20 protein-coding genes are annotated in these 19,620 nt (G+C 67.2%); 6 read left to right on the plus strand and 14 right to left on the minus strand.

Translation table 11 applies throughout. The features are described from left to right. Positions 1 to 36: 36 nt before the first annotated feature. From dnaA to gyrB, 5 genes are all read left to right on the plus strand, one after another. Positions 37 to 1,452: a chromosomal replication initiator protein DnaA gene (dnaA, locus tag ACORJG_RS00005; protein ID WP_427790508.1), complete on the plus strand. Its 1,416-nt coding sequence runs from the start codon at positions 37 to 39 to the stop codon at positions 1,450 to 1,452. Between the two features lie 285 nt (positions 1,453 to 1,737). Beyond that, complete coding sequence (gene dnaN, locus ACORJG_RS00010) at positions 1,738 to 2,856, plus strand: DNA polymerase III subunit beta (RefSeq protein ID WP_427790510.1); 1,119 nt, start codon at positions 1,738 to 1,740, stop codon at positions 2,854 to 2,856. 143 nt (positions 2,857 to 2,999) lie between these two features. Beyond that, a complete protein-coding gene (locus tag ACORJG_RS00015) occupies positions 3,000 to 3,140 on the plus strand; it encodes a hypothetical protein (RefSeq protein ID WP_427793081.1) in 141 nt (46 codons plus the stop codon). A gap of 134 nt (positions 3,141 to 3,274) precedes the next feature. Beyond that, on the plus strand, positions 3,275 to 4,405 hold the full coding sequence (recF, locus tag ACORJG_RS00020) for a DNA replication/repair protein RecF (protein ID WP_427790512.1): 1,131 nt from the start codon (positions 3,275 to 3,277) through the stop codon (positions 4,403 to 4,405). A 135-nt stretch (positions 4,406 to 4,540) separates the two neighbouring features. Next, on the plus strand, positions 4,541 to 6,970 hold the full coding sequence (gene gyrB, locus ACORJG_RS00025) for a DNA topoisomerase (ATP-hydrolyzing) subunit B (protein WP_427790514.1): 2,430 nt from the start codon (positions 4,541 to 4,543) through the stop codon (positions 6,968 to 6,970). A gap of 82 nt (positions 6,971 to 7,052) precedes the next feature. On the opposite strand, the gene ACORJG_RS00030 is transcribed toward gyrB, so the two are convergent. The 7 genes from ACORJG_RS00030 to ACORJG_RS00060 all read right to left on the minus strand — a co-directional run bounded on the left by ACORJG_RS00030 (position 7,053) and on the right by ACORJG_RS00060 (position 12,607). After that, positions 7,053 to 7,964: a SphA family protein gene (locus ACORJG_RS00030; protein ID WP_427790515.1), complete on the minus strand. Its 912-nt coding sequence runs from the start codon at positions 7,962 to 7,964 to the stop codon at positions 7,053 to 7,055. A 115-nt stretch (positions 7,965 to 8,079) separates the two neighbouring features. Then, positions 8,080 to 9,138: an NADH:ubiquinone reductase (Na(+)-transporting) subunit F gene (locus tag ACORJG_RS00035; RefSeq protein ID WP_427790517.1), complete on the minus strand. Its 1,059-nt coding sequence runs from the start codon at positions 9,136 to 9,138 to the stop codon at positions 8,080 to 8,082. Between the two features lie 10 nt (positions 9,139 to 9,148). Then, positions 9,149 to 9,496, minus strand: a complete 348-nt coding sequence (locus tag ACORJG_RS00040) for a phenol hydroxylase subunit P4 (RefSeq protein ID WP_427790519.1) — start codon at positions 9,494 to 9,496, stop codon at positions 9,149 to 9,151. A gap of 12 nt (positions 9,497 to 9,508) precedes the next feature. Further along, on the minus strand, positions 9,509 to 11,038 hold the full coding sequence (locus tag ACORJG_RS00045; RefSeq protein ID WP_427790521.1) for an aromatic/alkene/methane monooxygenase hydroxylase/oxygenase subunit alpha: 1,530 nt from the start codon (positions 11,036 to 11,038) through the stop codon (positions 9,509 to 9,511). A gap of 2 nt (positions 11,039 to 11,040) precedes the next feature. Then, positions 11,041 to 11,310: an MmoB/DmpM family protein gene (locus ACORJG_RS00050; protein WP_427790522.1), complete on the minus strand. Its 270-nt coding sequence runs from the start codon at positions 11,308 to 11,310 to the stop codon at positions 11,041 to 11,043. After that, a complete protein-coding gene (locus ACORJG_RS00055; RefSeq protein ID WP_427790524.1) occupies positions 11,307 to 12,323 on the minus strand; it encodes a phenol hydroxylase in 1,017 nt (338 codons plus the stop codon). Before ACORJG_RS00055 ends, ACORJG_RS00050 begins: the two co-directional genes overlap by 4 nt. Beyond that, positions 12,320 to 12,607 carry a phenol hydroxylase subunit gene (locus ACORJG_RS00060; RefSeq protein WP_427790526.1) on the minus strand — a complete coding sequence of 96 codons (288 nt, stop codon included), beginning with the start codon at positions 12,605 to 12,607 and terminating at the stop codon, positions 12,320 to 12,322. Before ACORJG_RS00060 ends, ACORJG_RS00055 begins: the two co-directional genes overlap by 4 nt. 157 nt (positions 12,608 to 12,764) lie before the next feature. Between ACORJG_RS00060 and ACORJG_RS00065 the strand changes: the two genes are divergently transcribed. Beyond that, positions 12,765 to 13,721, plus strand: a complete 957-nt coding sequence (locus tag ACORJG_RS00065; RefSeq protein ID WP_427790528.1) for a LysR family transcriptional regulator — start codon at positions 12,765 to 12,767, stop codon at positions 13,719 to 13,721. On the opposite strand, the gene pcaD is transcribed toward ACORJG_RS00065, so the two are convergent. Genes pcaD through ACORJG_RS00100 form a run of 7 tightly spaced genes read right to left on the minus strand, consistent with a single transcriptional unit; the run spans position 13,702 to position 19,517 of the window. Then, entirely contained in the window at positions 13,702 to 14,496 is a 795-nt protein-coding gene (gene pcaD / locus ACORJG_RS00070) for a 3-oxoadipate enol-lactonase (protein WP_427790529.1), read from the minus strand. The genes ACORJG_RS00065 and pcaD overlap by 20 nt on opposite strands. After that, complete coding sequence (pcaF, locus tag ACORJG_RS00075) at positions 14,493 to 15,695, minus strand: 3-oxoadipyl-CoA thiolase (RefSeq protein WP_427790531.1); 1,203 nt, start codon at positions 15,693 to 15,695, stop codon at positions 14,493 to 14,495. Before pcaF ends, pcaD begins: the two co-directional genes overlap by 4 nt. A gap of 49 nt (positions 15,696 to 15,744) precedes the next feature. Then, complete coding sequence (locus tag ACORJG_RS00080; RefSeq protein WP_427790533.1) at positions 15,745 to 16,395, minus strand: 3-oxoacid CoA-transferase subunit B; 651 nt, start codon at positions 16,393 to 16,395, stop codon at positions 15,745 to 15,747. After that, entirely contained in the window at positions 16,392 to 17,114 is a 723-nt protein-coding gene (locus tag ACORJG_RS00085; RefSeq protein ID WP_427793083.1) for a CoA transferase subunit A, read from the minus strand. Before ACORJG_RS00085 ends, ACORJG_RS00080 begins: the two co-directional genes overlap by 4 nt. A gap of 9 nt (positions 17,115 to 17,123) precedes the next feature. After that, positions 17,124 to 18,017: a dioxygenase gene (locus ACORJG_RS00090; RefSeq protein WP_427790535.1), complete on the minus strand. Its 894-nt coding sequence runs from the start codon at positions 18,015 to 18,017 to the stop codon at positions 17,124 to 17,126. 38 nt (positions 18,018 to 18,055) lie between these two features. Further along, on the minus strand, positions 18,056 to 18,346 hold the full coding sequence (catC, locus tag ACORJG_RS00095; protein WP_427790537.1) for a muconolactone Delta-isomerase: 291 nt from the start codon (positions 18,344 to 18,346) through the stop codon (positions 18,056 to 18,058). A 4-nt stretch (positions 18,347 to 18,350) separates the two neighbouring features. After that, positions 18,351 to 19,517 carry a muconate/chloromuconate family cycloisomerase gene (locus ACORJG_RS00100; protein WP_427790539.1) on the minus strand — a complete coding sequence of 389 codons (1,167 nt, stop codon included), beginning with the start codon at positions 19,515 to 19,517 and terminating at the stop codon, positions 18,351 to 18,353. Between the last annotated feature and the right edge of the window lie 103 nt (positions 19,518 to 19,620).

Below are 19,620 nucleotides of genomic sequence, written 5' to 3' on the forward strand. Positions count from 1 at the left end.
GTGTTCTTCATGATCGGGGGCGCAGCAATGGCGGGAATGACGGATCCCAACCGTATCTGGACCGAGGCGTCCGATCGCCTGAAGGCCGAGATCGGCGATGGGCCCTTCAGCTCATACATTGCGCCCTCGGCTGTGCGCATGGACTCTCAGGGCAATCTGATCCTGGTGACGCCGACCGCCTATGCGCGCGACTGGGTGCGCAAGAATGCCCTGCGCCGCATGAACGAGCTGTGGCTGGGCTTGGACGGTCTGGCCCGCCGCCTTGAGGTGCGCTGCCGCGCCGAGATGGGCTCGGCGCCGCCGTCCGGCCTGCGCGACGCCCCGCGACTGGCCTCGATCAGCCCCGCCCCCGCCGCCGCGCCTGCCGCGCCCGCCTTCGCCGCCGCGACCGACGGCGCCCGCGCCGTGCGCGCCGCGGGCCTGCAGGAGCGCCTGACCTTCGACAGCTTCGTCGAGGGCCACGGCAACGCCTTCGCCCTGGCCATCGCCAAGCAGGTCGCGACCTGGGCCGACGGCCACTTCAACCCTGTCTTCTTCTGCGGCCCCTATGGCTACGGCAAGACCCACCTGCTGAACGCCATCGCCTGGGAGGCGCAGCGCCTGCGCCCGGACGCCAAGGTGGTCTACCTGACCGCCGAGCGCTTCCTGTCGACCTTCGTGCGCGCCATGCAGGACCGCTCAACCGCCGCCTTCAAGGAAAGCCTGCGTTCCGCCGACATGCTGCTGCTGGACGACGTCCAGTTCGTGGGCGGCAAGACCTCGACCCAGGAAGAGCTGCTGAACACCCTCACGGCCCTGATCGAGGATGGCAAGCGCATCGTCCTGTCGGCCGACCGCGCGCCGGTGGCCCTGACCGATGTCGAGCCGCGCCTGCGCAGCCATCTGGCCGCAGGCCTGACCTGCCCGGTCGAGGCGGCGGACCGCGATCTGAAGGTCGCCGTCGCCCAGTCGCGCCTGAACGCCCTGGGCAAGCTGGGCGTCGTCTCGGGCGAGGCCCGCGCCGATGTGCTGGAGCATCTGGTGGACCGCACCCCCGGCTCGATGCGTGAGCTGGAAGGCGCCGTGAACACTCTGGCCGCCGTCGCGGGCAGCCGCCTGTCGGCCCTGACGGTGGATGAGGTCCAGACCCTGCTGGGCGCCGCCCTGCGCACGGGCCCCGAGCGCCGCATCACTGTCGACGAGATCCAGAAGACGGTGGCCGAGCACTTCAACCTGAAACAGGCCGACCTGCTGAGCGAGCGGCGCACCCGCGCCATCGCCCGCCCGCGCCAGATCGCCATGTATCTGTGCAAACAGCACACGACGCGCTCCTATCCCGACATCGGCCGCCGCTTCGGCGGGCGCGACCACACCACCGTCCTGCACGGGGTCCGCAAGATCGAGGAGCTGATGCCCAAGGACGACCAGATCGCCCGCGACGTGGAGGCCCTGACGCGCAAACTGCGCGGCTAAGCCTCCTTCCACCGCTCATCCCGGCGAAGGCCGGGACCCGGGTTGTAAGACGCGTCGTTTTTGTCCTGGGGCTCCGGCGCGTCCGTCATCGCCAGCGACAACGCTTGCCTGCGGCCCGGCCTCGCACCGGATGAGTGAAGTTAAAACAGGCGATCGCCTGTGGAAATCGTGGGCAGACGGTGGGCAAGCGCCTCTGACCGTTGCCCCTTTCGCTCAATGCGCTAGTGTTCCCGCCCATATTTACGGCGACGCTGCTTCGGCAGGGCCGCGACCGGGCGAGACCAAATGCAGCTGACCATCGAACGATCCGCGCTTCTCCGGGCCCTGGGGCACGTCCAGAGCGTGGTCGAGCGTCGCAACACCATTCCGATCCTGTCCAATGTGCTGCTGAGCGCCGGGCGCGACCGCCTGTCGTTCGCCGCCACCGACCTGGACATGGAGATGGTCGACGAGGCCGAGGCCCAGGTGAACGTCGAGGGCCAGATCACCGCCCCGGCCCACACCCTGTATGAAATCGTGCGCAAGCTGCCGGACGGCGCCGAGGTGTCGCTGACCTATTCGGGCGACGATCCGCGTCTGGTGGTGGCGGCGGGCCGCTCGCGCTTCAACCTGCCGGTGCTGCCGGCGGGCGACTTCCCGGTCATGTCGACCGAGGCTTCGGGCGCGCGCTACACCCTGCCCAAGGAAGATCTGGCGCGCCTGATCGACAAGACGCGCTTCGCCGTCTCGACCGAAGAGACGCGCTACTATCTGAACGGCCTCTATCTGCACGCCGTGGCCGACGGCGGCATTCCGCTGCTGCGCGCCGTGGCCACTGACGGCCACCGCCTGGCCCTGGCCGAGACCCCGGCGCCGGAAGGCTCGGCGGGCGGCCCCGGCGTCATCGTGCCGCGCAAGACGGTGGATCAGGTCCGCCGCCTGCTGGACGACGGCGCAGGCCCCGTCGAGGTTCAGGTCTCGGCCCAGAAGATCCGCTTCGAGTTCGGCGAGGCCAGCCTGACCTCCAAGGTCATCGACGGCGCCTTCCCCGACTATCTGCGCGTCATTCCCAAGGGCAACGACAAGCAGGCCGACATCGACAACAGCCTGTTCGCCAAGGCCGTCGACCGCGTCGCCACCATCTCGGCGGAAAAGAGCCGCTCGGTGAAGCTGGCCTTCGACAACGACCGCGTGAAGCTGACGGTCCGCAACATGGAGGCCGGTCAGGCCGAGGAAGAAGTCGAGATCGGCTATTCCGACGAACCGTTCGAAATCGGCTTCAACGCCCGCTACCTGCTGGACGTCGCTGGCCAGATCACGGGCGAGACCGCCCACTTCAAATTCGCCGACCCGGCCAGCCCGACGCTGGTCCTCGACCCCGGCGATGTGGGCGTCCAGTACGTGCTGATGCCGCTGCGGGTTTGATCGAGCCGGTGCAGCCCCCTCTTCCGCTCATCCCGGCGGACGCCGGGACCCAGTGAGAACCGGGAGCGGTCGGCCGGATGTTCTACGTCTAAATTCTGGCCAACCGCCGCAACGGCACGCTCTACAACGGTTCAACCGACGACCTGCCGAAGCGGATCGTCGAGTATCGCGAAAAGCTGCGCGACGGGTTTACAGCGAAATACGCCGTTTCCCGCTTGGTCTGGTATGAAGTCCACGACTCTCGAGAGGCCGCCTTTGTTCGCGAACGACGCATCAAGGAATGACGACGCGAGTGGAAGCTGGACCTGATCGAGCGTATGAACCCTGAATGGGCCGATCTGCTTGAGACGCTCCTTTGAACCGCGCCGCTTGCGGCCAAAGCACTGGGTCCCGGCGTCCGCCGGGATGAGCGGATAGATTGAGCCTCACCTCCCTCGCCCTCACCGACTTCCGCTCCTATGCGAGCGCGACCCTGCCGGTGTCCGGCGGGACGGTGGTGCTGCATGGGCCGAACGGGGCGGGTAAGACCAACTTTCTGGAGGCGATCAGCCTGCTGACCCCCGGCAAGGGGCTGCGCGGGGCGACGGCGGCCGAGATGGGACGGCGCGAGCCGGGCGAGGCGGTCGGGCGACCCTGGGCCGTGGCGGCGACGCTGCAAGCCTTGGACGGCGACGAGGTTCGCCTCGGCACCGGTGTGCAGACCATGGGCCCCTCGGCGCGACGCATCGTGCGCATCGATGGCGAGACGGTGCCGCCGGGGCGGCTGCTGGACCACCTCCGCCCGGTCTGGGCCACGCCGGAGCAGGACCGGCTGTTCTCGGACGCGCGGGCGGAGCGGCTGCGGTTCTTCGACCGCCTGGTCTTCGCCGCCCATCCCGATCACGCGGCCGTCGTCTCGACCTATGAAAAGGCCCTGCGCGAGCGGTTGCGCCTGCTGACGGATGAGAGCCGCCCGGCTGATCCCCTGTGGCTGGACGCCCTTGAGGCGCGGCTGGCCGAGAGCGGCGCCCGCGCCGCAGTGGCCCGCGCGATGGCGTTAAAAGAACTTCAGGCCGGGATCGACGCCCGCGCCGATCGCCCCTTCCCGCAGGCCGATCTGGGTCTGGCCGGTCCGGCCGAGGAGATGGCGGCGGCGGGCGCGGACGAGGCCGACATCGTCGAGGCGCTGGGCGAAGGCCTGATGCGCGCCCGCGCCCGCGACGCGGCGGCGGGACGCAGCCTGTTCGGCCCGCACCGCTCGGACCTGACAGCCCTTCATCGCGAGAAGAACCGGCCCGCCGCTGAGGGTTCATCGGGCGAGCAGAAGGCGCTGGTGCTGAACCTGATCCTGGCCCAGGTGGCGCGTCTGGCGGATCAACCTGCACAGCCCGTCTTGCTGCTGGACGAGGCGCCCGCCCATCTGGACGAAGCCCGCCGCGCCGCCCTGTTCGACGAGATCGAGGCGCTGAAGCTGCAGGCCTTCATGACCGGAACGGAACGCCCGCTGTTCACCGCACTGGAAGGTCGCGCGCAATTCGTGGCGGTCGAGGGCGGCGGGCTGTCCGCATAGGGCTTAAAGGCTCGCTTTTTCCGTCAAATTTCCTATATATCTGAGACTTCGGGGCGTGCTGATTTGCGCTCCGAGACGGGCGGCCTGCGTGTCGCCTTTTCCCTGTCCGTCCGCGGACCCTGAGCCGACGTTTTCATGACCGAACAGACTGCTCCCTCGCCCGAATACGGCGCCGATTCCATCAAGGTTCTCAAAGGCCTGGACGCCGTGCGTAAGCGCCCCGGCATGTATATCGGCGACACGGACGACGGCTCGGGCCTGCACCACATGGTCTATGAGGTGGTGGACAACGCCATCGACGAGGCTCTGGCCGGGCACGCCGATCTGGTGACCGTCACCCTGAACGAGGACGGTTCCGTCACCGTGACCGACAACGGGCGCGGCATTCCGGTGGCGACGCACGCCGAGGAAGGCATCTCGGCGGCCGAGGTCATCATGACCCAGCTGCACGCGGGCGGTAAGTTCGACCAGAACTCCTACAAGGTGTCCGGCGGTCTGCACGGCGTGGGCGTCTCGGTGGTCAACGCCCTGTCGGACTGGCTGGAACTGGTCATCTATCGCGAGGGCAAGAAGCACAGCGTCCGTTTTGAGCGCGGCGACACCGTGCGCTCGCTGGCGGTCATCGGCGATGCGCCGATGCGCGAGGACAAGGGCCGCCTGCTGACGGGCACCGAGGTCACCTTCTATCCGTCGATCGACACCTTCAGCCACATCGACTTCGACCTGAAGACGCTGGAACATCGTCTGCGCGAGATGGCCTTCCTGAACTCGGGCGTGGTCATCAAGCTGAGCGACAATCGCGGGCCCGAGCCGGTCGAGATTCTGCTGCACTATGAGGGCGGGGTCGAAGCCTTCGTGCGCCACCTCGACAAATCCAAGACCCCGATCCTGAAGGACGTCATCGTCATTCGCGGCGAAAAGGACGGCATTGAGCTGGACCTGGCCCTGTGGTGGAACGACAGCTACCACGAGACGATGTTGTGCTTCACGAACAACATCAATCAACGCGACGGCGGCACCCACCTGTCGGCCTTCCGGGCCAGCCTGACGCGCGTCATGGGCGCCTATATCGAAAGCTCGGGCCTGGCCAAGAAGGAGAAGGTCTCCGTCTCCGGCGAAGACGCCCGCGAGGGCCTGACCTGCGTACTGTCGGTCAAGGTGCCGGACCCGAAATTCTCCAGCCAGACCAAGGACAAGCTGGTCTCGTCCGAAGTGCGCCCGGCTGTTGAGAGCCTGTGCTCCGAAGGCCTGTCGACCTGGTTCGAGGAACACCCGGTCGAGGCCAAACTGGTCGTCTCCAAGATCATCGAGGCCGCCTCGGCTCGCGAAGCCGCCCGCAAGGCGCGCGACCTGACACGCCGCAAATCGGCGCTGGAAATCAGCTCCCTGCCCGGCAAACTGGCCGACTGTCAGGAACGCGACCCGGCCAAGTCCGAACTCTTCATCGTCGAGGGCGATAGCGCCGGCGGCTCGGCCAAACAGGCGCGCAACCGTGAAAACCAGGCCGTCCTGCCCCTGCGCGGCAAGATCCTGAACGTCGAGCGCGCCCGCTTCGACCGGATGCTGTCATCCGACCTGATCGGCACCCTGATCCTGGCGCTGGGCACCGGCATCGGCCGCGATGACTTCAACGCCGACAAGCTGCGCTACCACAAGATCATCCTCATGGCCGACGCCGACGTCGACGGCGCCCACATCCGCACCCTGCTGCTGACCTTCTTCTATCGTCAGATGCCGGAGCTGATCGAACGCGGCCACGTCTATATCGCCCAGCCGCCGCTCTATAAGGTCTCCAAGGGCAAGCAGCACCGCTACGTCAAGGACCAGGCGGAGATGGACGCCTATCTGATCGAGGAAGGCAGCGCCGACGCCGTTCTCGAACTGGCCTCGGGCGAGGTGCGCGCCAGCATGGACCTGCAGGAGCTGGTGCGCGAGGCCAAGGGCTTCAAGGCTCTGGTCGACCGGCTGGCGACCCGCGCCCCGGCCTTCGCCATCGAACAGGGCGCGCTGGCGGGTCTGTTCGATGACAACGCCGGTGAACTGGCCGACCGCGCCGCGCGTGCGGCCGAGCGCCTGAACCTCTACGCCGAAGAGGGCGACGGTCCGTGGAGCGGCGAACTGGCCGCTCAGGGCGGGGTGGCCTTCAACCGCGTGCGCCGCGCCGTCAGCGAGACGATCGTGCTGGACGAGGTGCTGGGCCGGTCGCTGGACGCCCGCCGTCTGGCCGAACGCGCCGCCGCGTTCGACGGCCTGTTCTCGGCTCCGGCCGTCTATCGCCGCAAGGACAAGACCACGACCATCCGCGGCCCGCTGGATCTGCTGGCGGCCGTGCTGGACGCAGGCAAAAAGGGCATCGCCATCCAGCGCTATAAGGGCCTGGGCGAGATGAACCCCGAACAGCTGTGGGAAACCACGCTGGACGCCAACGCCCGCACCCTGCTCCAGGTCAAGGTCGAGCACGGCGACGACGCCGACGACCTGTTCGCCAAACTGATGGGCGATGTCGTGGAGCCCCGCCGCGAATTCATCCAGGACAACGCCCTGGACGCCGCCGTCGACGCCTAGGTCCGGTCGACGACGCAGACGGAAACCGTAAGGCCGTCTCTCGACTGAGAGACGGCCTTTTTGCTGGACAGGTTGCTGCTGGTCAGAACCGGAACGCCGCCTTGACCCAGAACTTGTCGCCTTGCGGGCGGTTTTCGGCGTGGAACTCGTGCTGCCACTGGGCGGTGATGGGGACGTTGCCGACGACGTAGCGGACCAGCGGGCCCAGCGCGAAGGCTTCGCCGCGTACGCCGTCGGGGCCGACGCGGGCGCCGGCGATCTTGTCGTCCGTCGTCTGGCGGTAATAGTAGCCGGTCAGGCCCAGCGTCAGCTTGCCGGTGGTGTAGGCCACGGCCGCGTCGGTGTGCAGGCTCTGTCCCGACTTGTAGTCGGTGTCGTCATTGGTGGTGTTGAAGTCGTACATCACCTTGGCCGAGGCTTCCCATCCGCCGCCGGGCTGGGCGTAGGTGGCGGCGAAGACCGGCTCGAACGTCCAGTAGTTGCGCCCGATGTTGGCCAGGTCGCCTGCCTTGTAGTCGCCGGTGGGGATGAAGGTGTCGACCGTGGCGACGAGGTTCCAGTCGCCCTTCTTCCAGCCCAGCACCAGGGGGCTGCCGATGATGTCGCCCAGGCCGAAATTGCTCTGGCTCTGACCGCCTGCCTTGACGTCCAGATTGACGACCGGGATCAGGGCGTGGGCGGCGACCGTGGCGCCCAGAAAGGTCTTGTCGCTGACGTGGACCACGCGGGCGATGTTGGCGAAGGCGTTGAGCGAGAAATCGGGGACCATACTGTCGCCGTTGCCGTCGTTCAGGCGGTCGGCGGTGTAATAGTTGGTGTAGGTCAGCAGATAGGTTCCCGGCGGCGGCAGTTGCGCCACGCCGATGGATTCCGCCCCGTCGGCATAGGCCGCGCCACGGCCTTCTCCGGCATGAGCGGCGCCCGCGATCCCGATGGCCAGACTGGCGGCCAGACTGGCGGCCAGATTGGCGGTGGTGAGCTTCAGTATCTTCATTGTCGTTTCCCTCCCTTGATTTTCGGGTGCAGGCGGCCGTCCGGCGCGGGTGCGCCGGTCGGAAGCCTGTCCGATTTTTGTTGAGCCACGCCCCCTCAGACGCAGCGTTTCGACGTCAGATCTTGCGGAACAGGGGCGAGCGCGCTGTGGCCTCGGCGTCGCCCGCTGTCAGGAACCGCTCCATGAAGATGTCCCGCTCGAACAGGCGCCCCTTCATCAGGGCGATGACGCCCGCTTCGATCATCGGCGGCGGCCCGCACAGATAGGCCTGACAGCCGCTGAACCGGCCCTCGAACAGGCGTTCGGCCGCTTCATGGACATAGCCCGTCTCGCCGTCCCAGACGTCGTCGGCCTCGGGCTGGGAGACGGCGGGGACGTAGCGGAAGTTGTCGTGCTCGGCCTCCAGCCGACGGAACAGGTCGCCGAAGTGCAGGTCGCAGGGGCGCCGCCCGCCGTGCAACAGGGTGATCGGCTCGGAATATCCCTGTTCCAGCAGGTCCAGGATCATGCCCTTGGGACTGGACAGGCCTGAGCCTCCGGCCAGGAAGATCAGTGGCTTCTCGGCCGAGCGGCGGACGTAGAAGCGGCCCATCGGCCCGGTGAACTCCAGCCGGTCGCCGGCCTTCAGTTCGTCGTGCAGCCAGGCGGTGCCTGCGCCGCCGGGGACGCGGCGGATGTGCAGTTCGATCAGGTTCGGTTCGGCCGGACTGCTGGCGATGGAGAAGGCGCGGGCGCCCTCTATGCCCGGCAGGTGCAGATTGACGTACTGGCCCGCCTGAAAATCCAGACCAGCCCCGTCCAGACGCAGCCACAGGGCCATGATGTCCGGGGTGATCATCTCGCGATGCTCGACCTGTCCGACATAGTCGTCGACGGTGATGCGACGCGCGTCTTCGTCCTCATCGACGTCGGCCTCGATGACCGTGTCGGCCAACAGCATGGCGCTGCAGGCCAGGGTCTTGCCGTCGTCGCGCTCGAAATCCATCAGGGCGAAGGGGGAGGCGCCGCCGTGATCGACTTCGCCTTCCAGCACTTCGACCTTACAGGTGCCGCACAGGCCGTGACCGCAGGCGTGGGGCAGCCAGACGCCGGCACGAAGGCAGGCGTCCAGCATGGTCTGACCGGGCGCGACCTCGATGGCCTCGCCGATCGGTTCGATGGTCAGGGTCGGCATCGGCGTATCCTCAGGCCGTGGCGGATGAGCCGGTCCAGAAGCGGATCAGCGACTTGTGGCCGACGCCCTGATCGGCCAGCGATCGGGCCGGATCGGGCGTCCAGTCGGCGCCGTCCAGCATCCAGCGGGCCTTGGACAGGTCGACATCGGCCCATTCCGGATCCACCGCATAGAGGGACGGCAGGATCTCGCCGGTCAGGGCGGCGAAGGGCGTTTGTGGCGGCAGCGGCAGGGTGATCGCCGAGCAGAAGTTCAGATGCTCCTCCCAGTGGACATAGACCAGCTGGGCGCCGTTGAAGTTCTCGACCCGGTCGCGGACGGGGCCGGTGTAGCCGGGGTGCAGGCTTGCGGTGGCCATGAGCTGTCCTCCTTATTCCGCCGCGGCCGGGACGACGGGGCGGCGCCCCTCCATCCAGCGGTTCCACTGCTCTTCTTCGGGGGACCCGGCGTAGTCCATGTTATCGGCCCCCTGGTTGATGTGATACCAGTCCAGCACCTCGGGCAGGGTCGCCCCGCCGCAGTTGCCCTGGAAGATCTGGTGCACCGGCAACCAGGCCTGGGCGTACTTCTCCGGCTCGTGGTCGAAGATGTCCTTGCAGCCGTCCGAACAGGTGTGGAACTTGTCGCCGCCGTGTTCCGAGACGCGGAAGCTGATGGTGTTCGGGTCGCCGACCTCGGTGAAGGCCATCGGGATCTGGCAGACCTGACACAGCTGGGGCAGGCCGTCGTTGTAGAAGCGTTTGCCTTCCTCGGCCTGTTCGCGCCACTTGCGATAGCGCGGCTCATAGTGTTGGGCGAAGGTGTCGGGATACTTCTCGCGCAGCCAGGCCATGTGGGCCTCGTCGATGTCCCAGGTGTGCATGCCGGCGGCGTGGGTGTAGTTGTAGAAGATGCCCCACGCCTGGTGCGTCATATGGCCCTTTTCGGCGTTGGCGACGTCGGCGTATTTCGGCTCGCGGATGCCATAGCGGGCCAGGTCGGCGAACAGGGCGCCGCCCGCCTGCTCATAATAGGTCTCCCACGCCTCGCCCCAGGACATGACCTTCTTGGGCAGCATGTAGTCCATCATCATGCCGACCAGGGACAGCAGGCGGTATCCGCGCCAGAACCACTTGTCGATCCAGCCCTGGACGATCGGCACATTGGCCTCGTCCTGTTCCAGCAGGAAGCGGACGGCCTCGAGGCCCAGCGTCATGTGGCGGCTCTCGTCCGACTGGGCCGAGAAGCCGAACGTCACCGTCGCCATGTCGCCATTATAGGCCGCGCCCGACATGAAGGGCACGAACAGCAGATTGGTCAGGACGTATTCGAAGGCGAAGCTGATCGCCGTCATGAACTCGAACGGCCCGGCGCTGGTCGCGTCGTCGAAGAAGGACTTGGGCACCGACAGATACCACAGGCGGTCATGCATGTGGGTGAAGTCGTGGATGCCGTCGAAATACTTGTTGTAGTGGCTGATGGTGTGGATCTGCGTCTGGCAGTGACGCAGTTCGTCGATCGACTGCATCTGCGCCGCCACGCGCAGGCCCGCGCCCGGCAGGTGCCGCGCCAGGTGAGCGAAGTGGCGGTGCGCCTGATACTCCAGCGGCGTCACGCCCTGGATGAACAGCTTGACCGCGTTCAGATAGCGGGCGTCGGTGATGCCCAGCTGGCCGTTGTTCTGGGCCATGGAGTCGATGACGGCGTAGAGCTTGCGCTCCTTCTCCGCCTGGAACTTCCAATAGGCGTCCATGGTCAGCTTGAAGGGGTCTTCCCAGGCGTCCCAGTCGTGGATCTTGATCCCTTCGTATTTGGCGAAGGGGAAGATGTCGTCGGCCTTCTGATAGGTCGGATCCCAGTCGAGACCGCGCGTATAGGCGCCGTATTTCTGCTTCAGGCTCAGTTTGCGGGGGGGTGTCATGCCTACCTCCAGAAAATGGCGAAAACGCCGTCGTCCTCGTCCACCGAACCAGACAGGGAGATGACGCTGAGATGGATTTCCTGCGGATCCCAGTCGCGGCCCAGACGCTCGGAGACGCTCTCGGCGCGGATCTCCAGACGACCGGGGCAGTCGATCTTGGTCATGGCGGGGAAGGGGTTGCTGGTCGCTTCGGGGTTGTCGGCCAGGATGGCCTCGACGATGGCGAAGCCGTCCTGGGTGTTCTGAATGCTGATCGAAACAGGTTTGGTCATGCCGCCATCTCCCGGGCTTCGAGGGCGTTCAGGCTGACCATCCGTTCGCGCAGACGGGCGCCAACGGCGTCGACGGCGGCGTCGCCCTCGGCGCCCAGCACCATGGCGGCGATGGGGCGGACGGCCTCTTCGGCGCGGGCGGACCAGCGCTCGAACCACTCGCCCAGAACAATGCGGTTGGCCTCGGACTCTGCGGCGGCGGCCTTGATGACGGCGTCGGTCCACCGGCTGTTGTCGGCGTACCAGTCGCCCAGGAAGCCGGTCATCATCGACAGGGGGGCGCCGTTGTGCGCGGCGCCTGCGCGATCGAAGGCGCCGGTCGCCAGCGGATAGAGGTAGCCGTCCAGCACGATCAGCTGGGCGACATAGAGTTCGAACCAGTCATGGACGACCATCTGGTCCTCGGCGAGACGACGCAGAGGCTGCCAGACGTCGGCTTTCAGCCACTGGGTCTTGGCGTCCTTCAGGGCGCTTTCCGTGCCCTGACCCAGCAGCAGGCCGATGCGCGAAATGACCTGAGCGATTCCCAGACGGTCAGCGCCGCAGAAGGCCGCCGCCGAGGTGATCTGCGTGCCATAGCCCCAGTCGGCGATCAGCTGGCAGTTCATGTTCGCCGCCCATTCCACATGGCGCAGCGGCAGCAGCCAGGCGGCGAACAGCTCGCGTCCTTCGGGGGCGACGCTGGCGATCAGGTCGCGCTTCTCGACGAAGTTCACGGCGTCATCGAATGACTGCTGCATGGCCGCGCGGCTGATGTTGTAGGAGGCGTAGTAGAACTGGCGCGGGTCGCGAAAGACGTACCAGTCGTTCATCACGATGCGGGTGCGGCGCGGGTCGTACAGCTCGAACTGCGGCGAATAGGTCGGCCGATAGTGGAAGTTGACCATCGGCTGCACGTCATAGGTCGCCTCTTCATAGCGCGAGGCGGGCTTGTCGACGCCGAAACGCCGCGCGATGTGCGAGAAGGTGTGACGCCGCGGCGTGATCGCCTCGGCTTTCAGGTCGATGTTCATTGGGACGCTCCAACAGGTTCGAGGGCGGCGCCGTCCTTGACGAGGCGCAGCACGGCGTGGCTGGCGGCGGGATCGGCGGAGGTCACCAGGCAGCCGTTCTCAAGGCAGAACTCCTTGAAGGCGGCGCGCGGCAGGACCAGTTCGACACTGAGGTCGGGGTCGCCGTAGATGAAGTCGAACTCCACGATGCCGGTGTCCGTCACATTGCGGACGACGGTCTGGAGCTTGGGTCGGCTGCCCGGAACCGGGCAGGGTCGCGTGATCGGGCTGGGCGCCGCTGTCATGGTCGTTTCCTGGGTTGGACCGCTTTTTCGCGGCTCGTTGCTTGATCCCTGAAACGAAGACTGTCGGAGGGTCTGATAATGGGCCAATACAAAAAGGGCAGGGTCTGATGCCTTTCAGGCATTGCCTTGCGGACGGGCGTCAGGCTCTGGTGTTGGAATGAAACGATCGCCAAAGCCCGAACACCTGCCGCGCGCCGTCCTTTCGGGCGTCGATGTGCGGCGTTTGCGCTATTTTCTTGCTGTGGCCGAAGAACTGCACTTCGGCCGGGCGGCAGAGCGGCTCTACATCGCCCAGCCCGCCCTCAGCCGTCAGATCGCCAGCCTTGAGAACGCCATCGGCGCCCAGTTGTTCGACCGCAGCCGCAGCGTCATCCAGCTGACCCCGGCGGGCGAGGCCCTGCTGCCGCGCGCCCGCGACATTCAGGCGCGGGTGGCTGACGCCGTGCGGGTGGCGCGCCGTGCGGCCGAGGGGCTGGTCGGGGTGATCCAGGTGGGCTTCGTCGGCTCGGCGACCTTTTCGATCCTGCCGGGCGTCTTCAACGCCTATCGCGAACAGTATCCCGAGGTCGAACTGGTGCTGCACGCCATGAATACGGCCGAGCTGCGGGTGGCGCTGCGCGACCGCTCCATCGACGTGGCCTTCGCCCGGCCGGGCATTCAGGATCCCGACATCGTCAGCGAGGTGGTCCAGCGCGAGCCGCTGATCGTGGCCCTGCCGGACACCGACGTCCTGGCCGAACAGAGCCACATCGCCCTGTCCGATCTGGCGGTGCGGCCTTTCATTCTATACCCGCGCCAGCCCCGACCCAGCTTCGCCGACCATGTGCTGGACCTGTGCCGGGCCGAGGGCTTCACCCCCGAGATCGCCCAGGAGACGCTGGAGATCCAGACCGCCCTGTCGCTGGTGTCGGTGGGGGCGGGGGTGTCGCTCGTGCCGGAATCGACCTCGGAGGCGCAGCTGCACGGCATCGCCTACCGGCCCCTGCTGGGGCAGGAGCGGGAGACGCAGTTGAGCCTGGCCTATCTGCGCGACAACCGGTCCTCGGTGCTGGGCGGATTCTGCGCCCTGGTGCGCGAACGCACCCGTAGCCAGATCAGGCCGAGAGGAAGCTGAGTACCGCGCCTGCGAAAGCGTCGGGCTGTTCGACGTTCGACAGGTGGGCGCCGTCCAGCACCTTCAGTTGCGCCTCGGGAATGGCCTTCACGAGTGCGGCGGCATGGTCGGGCGGGGTGGCCGGATCAGCGTCGCCCGAGATGACCAGCGTCGGCGTCGTAATCAGTCCGCCCAGCCGTCTCAGATCCATGTCGCGGATGGCGGCGCAGCACCCGGCGTAACCCTGTGGCAAGGTCGCCAGCAGCCCGGCCTCGATGACGGCGACCGGATCGGGCGCGCGAGCGGCGAAGTCCGGCGTGAACCAGCGCGCGACCGAGGCCGCCGCCAGCGGCGCCATGCCCTGCGACAGGGCGCTGGCTATGCGGGCGTCCCATGCCGAGGGCGGCCCCATGAAGGCCGAGGTGTTGGCCAGCACCAGCCGCTCCAGCCGTTCGGGCGCACGCACCCCCATCCACTGACCGACCATGCCGCCCAGCGACAGGCCGCAGAAGGCGACGCGCTCAAGCGCAAGCGCGTCCAGCAACTCCACCACGTCGCGGCCCAGCCGGTCGAGGCCGTAGGCGCCCGCAGGCGCGTCCGAGGCGCCGTGTCCCCGGCTGTCATAGCGCAGCACTCGGAAGCGGGCGGTGAAGGCGGCCATCTGGGCGTCCCACATCTCCATCCGCGTGCCTAGAGAGTTGGACAGCAGAAGCACCGGCGCGTCTGCAGGCCCGTCGAACCGATAGGCCAGACGGCAGCCGTCGCCGGTGGTGATGTGTTTCACCTGTCCGCTCATACCCGCTCCACGATCATGCCGATGCCCTGACCGACGCCGATGCACATGGTGCACAGGGCGTAGCGTCCGCCAGTGCGGTGAAGCTGCTCCACCGCCGTCATGACGATGCGGGCGCCCGACATGCCCAAGGGATGGCCCAGGGCGATGGCGCCGCCGTTGGGGTTCAGGCGCGGATCGCGCGGATCGACCTCAAGTTCCTGCAACACGGCCAGCGCCTGCGCGGCGAAGGCCTCGTTCAGCTCGATGACGTCCATGTCGGCCATGCTCAGGCCGGTGCGGGCGAACAGCTTGCGCGCCGTCTCGACCGGGCCGACGCCCATGATGCGCGGCGCCACGCCCGAGGCCGCCATGGCGACGACGCGGGCGCGCGGGGTCAGGCCATGGGCGCGGGCGGCGGCCTCGGAGGCGACGATCATCGCCGCCGCGCCGTCATTGAGGCCCGAGGCGTTGCCCGCCGTCACCGTGCCGTCCGGCCGCACAACTGGCTTCAGTTTGGCAAGCGCGTCCAGCGAGGTGGCGCGCGGATGTTCGTCCACGGCGAAGACGACGGGGTCGCCGCGCCGTTGCGGCACAGTCACCTGAACGATCTCGGCGTCGAAACGGCCGGAGGCCAGGGCGTTGGCGGCCTTGGTCTGGCTATCGAGGGCGAAGGCGTCCTGCGCCTCGCGGGTGATCGCCCACTGTTCGGCCACGTTCTCGGCCGTCTGCGGCATCGTATCGACGCCATAGGCGGTGCGCAGGGCCGGGTTGATGAAGCGCCAGCCCATTGTCGTGTCTTCGATCGTCTGGGCGCGGTCGAAGGCGGTCGCGGCCTTGCCCATGACATAGGGCGCGCGGGTCATGCTTTCGGCGCCGCCCGCGACCATCAACTCGGCCTCGCCCGCGCGGATGGCCTGCGCGGCCAGCCCCACAGCGTTGAGGCCCGATCCGCACAGGCGGTTGATCGTCGATCCGGGCACGGTCTCGGGCAGGCCCGCCAGCAGCACAGCCATGCGCGCGACGTTGCGGTTGTCCTCGCCCGACTGATTGGCGCAGCCCAGGATGACGTCCTCGACGGCGCCCCAGTCCAGCGCGGCGTTGCGCTCGGCCAGCGCCCGCAGAGGGATCGCCGCCAGATCGTCGGCGCGCACCGCCGACAGCCCGCCGTTCAGCCGTCCGACCGGCGTGCGGATCGCGTCGCAGATGAAGGCTTGTGTCATCAGGCTTGCCCTATCGCGCGCCGCGCGGCGGCTCTCTTCTTGAGGGCGGTCATGCCGCCGCCGCCGCGATGGCCAGCGGCGCGCCGGTCTTGGCTGTGATCTCCTCGACCGTGACGCCGGGCGCGGTTTCGATCAGCGTCAGGCCGCCCTGTTTGCGGTCCACGGCGATGACGCCCAGATCGGTGATGATCAGGTCCACGACCTTCTGCCCGGTCAGGGGCAGGGCGCATTGCTCCAGAATCTTGGGCGAGCCGTCCTTGGCGACGTGATCCATCACCACCACGATGCGCTTGACCCCGGCGACCAGATCCATGGCGCCGCCCATGCCCTTCACCATCTTGCCGGGGATGGTCCAGTTGGCCAGATCGCCGTTGGCGGCGACCTCCATCGCCCCCAGCACGGCCATGTCGATATGGCCGCCACGGATCATGGCGAAGCTGTCGGCGGATGAGAAAAAGCTGGAGGTCGGCAGCACCGTCACCGTCTGCTTGCCGGCGTTGATCAGGTCGGGGTCCGCCTCGCCCTCGAACGGGAAGGGACCGATGCCGAGCAGGCCGTTCTCGCTTTGCAGCGTGACGCGGACACCTGCGGGCACATGGTTGGCGACCAGCGTCGGTATGCCGATGCCCAGATTCACATAATAGCCGTCGCGCAGTTCCTGCCCGGCGCGGGCCGCCATCTCGTCACGGGTCCAGCTCATGCCGACGCCTCCTCGCGCGGACGGGTGGTCAGCTTCTCGATGCGCTTTTCGTTGATGGTCGAGAGGACGATGCGGTCGACATAGATGCCCGGCGTGTGGATGGCGTCGGGATCGAGGGCGCCTTCGGGGACGATCTCCTCAACCTCGACCACGGTGGTCTTTCCGGCCGTCGCCATGTTCGGATTGAAGTTGCGCGCTGTCTTGCGGAACATCAGGTTCCCGGCCGGATCGGCCCGCCAGGCCTTGATGATCGACAGGTCGGCGCGCAGCCAGGTCTCGCGCACATAGTCATCGCCCTCGAAGGTCTCGACGGGCTTGCCCTCGGCGACGACGGTGCCGACGCCGGTCCTGGTGTAGAAGGCGGGGATGCCTGCGCCCCCCGCCCGGATGCGTTCGGCCAGGGTGCCCTGCGGGTTCAGTTCAAGCTCCAGCTCGCCGGACAGATACTGCTGCTCGAACAGCTTGTTCTCGCCGACATAGCTGGAGATCATCTTCTTCACCTGACGGCTCTCCAGCAGCATCCACAGGCCGAAGCCGTCGGCGCCTGCATTGTTGGAGATGACGGTCAGCCCGCGGACCCCGGAAGCCCGGATCTCGGGGATCAGGCTCTCGGGGTTGCCCGAGAGCCCGAAGCCGCCGGACATGATGGTCATGCCGTCGAACAACAGGCCCTCGAGCGCGGCGCGGGGAGAAGCGAAAATCTTGGACACGAACCGCAGGCCCTTCGATCAGGCCGCCGCGCGGGCGCGGCCGGACAGGCTTTCGTCGGTCTTTTCAGCGGCGCGCTGCAGGGTGAAGTCGAAGGCGACATAGGCGCTGTCGCCCTGACGCTGCGGCACCGGCAGCAGGCCGTCGCGGGTGGCGAAGGCGAAGTCGTCGGCCGCGAAGGGATCGTCGCCGAAATTGATCTGGGTCGTCAGCGAACGATAGCCGGGCGCCTCGACGAAGAAGTGGACGTGGGCCGGGCGGTTGCCGTGGCGGCCGATGGCCTTCAGCATCCGGTCGGTCGGACCGTCCGGCGGCACCGAATAGCCGCTGGGGATCTTGGAGCTGAAATAGTAGCGGCCGTCCGCGCCGATCTTGATGCGGCGACGGTTGTTGAACGGCGTCTGTTCGCCGGTCGGGTCGAAGTGGGAATAGAAGCCCTTCGAATTGGCGTGCCAGACGTGAAGGATGGCGTCGGCGGGCGCCTCGCCGTCGGGGCCGGTGATGTTGCCGGTCATATACAGGGTGTCAGTGTCGTCGGCGTCGTCGGTCAGGTTGATGCTGTCGCCCTCGACCAGCGGCGCGCCTTCGACATAGAGGGGGCCTTCGATGGTGCGCGGGGTGCCGCCGGTGCGACCTGCCTCGGCGTCCTTGGCGTCAAGGAACAGGTCCATGAAGTGCTCAAGACCCGAACCCGGCACGATCAGGCCGAACTCCTGGGCGCCGTCCTGGAAGAATTTGATCGCGCCCCAGAACTCGTTCTCGCTGATGTCGTGCTTGACGATGGTGCGCATCAGAGCCTCAACGACGTCGCGCATGATGGCCTTCAGGCGGGGATCGCCGCCCTCGACGGTCATGCCGCTGGCGCGGTCAAGAAGCTGTTGAATCTCGGGCGTGGCGACGAAATCTTCGGTCATGGTCTTCCTCTCCAGTATGTTCGGCCCTGATGGGCTCTTTAACGATCGTCCTCGTGGATCGATGACGGATGGCGACACAGGGCGGTGACCTGGACGTCCATGTAGGGAAACAGCGGCAGGGTGCTGAGAAGGTCATGCAGGGTCTGGGCGTCGGCGACGTCGAAGACGCTGACGTTGCTGTAACGCCCGGCGACGCGCCACAGATGCCGCCAGATTCCCTGACGCTGCAGGTCCTGGGCGCGGGCCTTTTCCTCGGCTTTCAGCTTGTCGATTCTGGCCGGGTCGGCGTCGTGGGGGATGCGCACATCCATGGTCACATGAAACAGCATCGGCTTACCCCGCTACCAGTTTGGGTGTTGCGGCCGGGACGCGCGTGCTCCGATCGCGTCGGAGCGCCGCAATGGCGTCCTCATTCAGTTGCAGGCCCAGTCCCGGCCCGTCCGGCACCGTCAGGCAGCCGTCGGCATAGTGCAGCGGCTGGGCCAGCAGTTCCTCGGTCAGCAGCAGGGGACCGAACAGTTCGGTGCCGAACTCGATCTCGGGCAGGGTGGCGAACAGCTGGGCCGAGGCGATGGTGCCGACCGGCCCTTCCAGCATGGTGCCGCCGTAAAGGGCCACGCCCGCCGACCGGGCGACGCCCGCGAGCCGTTGGCATTCGGTCAGTCCGCCCGCCTGGGCGATCTTCAGGGCGAAGACATCGGCCGACTGGCTGCACGCCAGGGCATAGCCGCTCTCGGGACCATGCAGGGCTTCATCGGCCATGATGGGGATCAGGCCCATGGCCGTCAGCCGCGCCAGACCCGCCGTCGCATGGGCGCGGATCGGCTGTTCGACCAGATCGACGCCCGCCTCGGCCAGCAGTGGCAGGGCGCGTTTGGCGGCGGCCTCGCTCCAGGCCTGATTGACGTCGACGCGGATGCTGGCGCGGTCGCCCAGGGCCAGCTTGATCGCTGCGACGTGGGCCACGTCCTCCTTCACCGAACGCTTGCCGATCTTCAGCTTGAAGGCGGCGTGGCGGCCGGACGCGAGCATGACCTCGGCCTCGGCGATGTCGCGGGCGGTGTCGCCGCTGGCCAGGGTCCACAGCACCGGCAGGCGATTACGGACCCGTCCGCCCAGAAGCTCGCTGACCGGCACGCCCAGCCGCTTGCCCTGAATGTCCAGCAGGGTCGTCTCGACGGCGTTCTTGGCGAAGCGGTTGTCGATGATCGCGCGACGCAGGCGCTCCATGATGACGGCCGGGCGGGTGGTGTCGGCGCCGATCAGAAGGGGAGCGAAATAGGCGTCGATCGCCAGCTTGATGCCCTCGGGGCTTTCGCCGCCATAGTTCAGGCCGCCGATCGTGGTGCCTTCACCGACGCCTTCGACGCCATCGGCGCAATAAATCCGCACCAGGACGACCGTCTGCGACTGCATGGTGGCGACCGACAGGACGTGCGGCCGGATGGTCGGCACGTCGAGGACGATCGTCTCCACCCGTTCAATCGCTGATCCCTGCACCCCGACGCCTCCGCCTGTTTTCGTTGAAACAGACCTTAGGCGCCGCATCTCATGATCTAAAATGCCGTTTTGTTCGGCCTTAATGCCAAAAAGGCATCGGCAA

It is taken from the genome of Brevundimonas diminuta (assembly GCF_050310045.1).
In the GTDB taxonomy this organism is placed as follows: Bacteria; Pseudomonadota; Alphaproteobacteria; order Caulobacterales; family Caulobacteraceae; genus Brevundimonas; species Brevundimonas diminuta_F.

What these genes read in the sequence shown, in the direction of transcription:
- pcaD (WP_427790529.1), bottom strand. Translation starts at nt 14,496, where the DNA reads ATGAGCGGACAGGTGAAACACATCACCACCGGCGACGGCTGCCGTCTG.
- dnaN (WP_427790510.1), top strand. Translation starts at nt 1,738, where the DNA reads ATGCAGCTGACCATCGAACGATCCGCGCTTCTCCGGGCCCTGGGGCAC.
- ACORJG_RS00055 (WP_427790524.1), bottom strand. Translation starts at nt 12,323, where the DNA reads ATGAACATCGACCTGAAAGCCGAGGCGATCACGCCGCGGCGTCACACC.
- catC (WP_427790537.1), bottom strand. Translation starts at nt 18,346, where the DNA reads ATGCTGTTTCATGTGACCATGGATGTGCGCATCCCCCACGACGCCGAC.
- pcaF (WP_427790531.1), bottom strand. Translation starts at nt 15,695, where the DNA reads ATGACACAAGCCTTCATCTGCGACGCGATCCGCACGCCGGTCGGACGG.
- ACORJG_RS00080 (WP_427790533.1), bottom strand. Translation starts at nt 16,395, where the DNA reads ATGAGCTGGACCCGTGACGAGATGGCGGCCCGCGCCGGGCAGGAACTG.
- ACORJG_RS00045 (WP_427790521.1), bottom strand. Translation starts at nt 11,038, where the DNA reads ATGACACCCCCCCGCAAACTGAGCCTGAAGCAGAAATACGGCGCCTAT.
- ACORJG_RS00040 (WP_427790519.1), bottom strand. Translation starts at nt 9,496, where the DNA reads ATGGCCACCGCAAGCCTGCACCCCGGCTACACCGGCCCCGTCCGCGAC.
- dnaA (WP_427790508.1), top strand. Translation starts at nt 37, where the DNA reads ATGACGGATCCCAACCGTATCTGGACCGAGGCGTCCGATCGCCTGAAG.
- ACORJG_RS00050 (WP_427790522.1), bottom strand. Translation starts at nt 11,310, where the DNA reads ATGACCAAACCTGTTTCGATCAGCATTCAGAACACCCAGGACGGCTTC.
- ACORJG_RS00030 (WP_427790515.1), bottom strand. Translation starts at nt 7,964, where the DNA reads ATGAAGATACTGAAGCTCACCACCGCCAATCTGGCCGCCAGTCTGGCC.
- gyrB (WP_427790514.1), top strand. Translation starts at nt 4,541, where the DNA reads ATGACCGAACAGACTGCTCCCTCGCCCGAATACGGCGCCGATTCCATC.
- ACORJG_RS00090 (WP_427790535.1), bottom strand. Translation starts at nt 18,017, where the DNA reads ATGACCGAAGATTTCGTCGCCACGCCCGAGATTCAACAGCTTCTTGAC.
- ACORJG_RS00035 (WP_427790517.1), bottom strand. Translation starts at nt 9,138, where the DNA reads ATGCCGACCCTGACCATCGAACCGATCGGCGAGGCCATCGAGGTCGCG.
- ACORJG_RS00060 (WP_427790526.1), bottom strand. Translation starts at nt 12,607, where the DNA reads ATGACAGCGGCGCCCAGCCCGATCACGCGACCCTGCCCGGTTCCGGGC.
- ACORJG_RS00065 (WP_427790528.1), top strand. Translation starts at nt 12,765, where the DNA reads ATGAAACGATCGCCAAAGCCCGAACACCTGCCGCGCGCCGTCCTTTCG.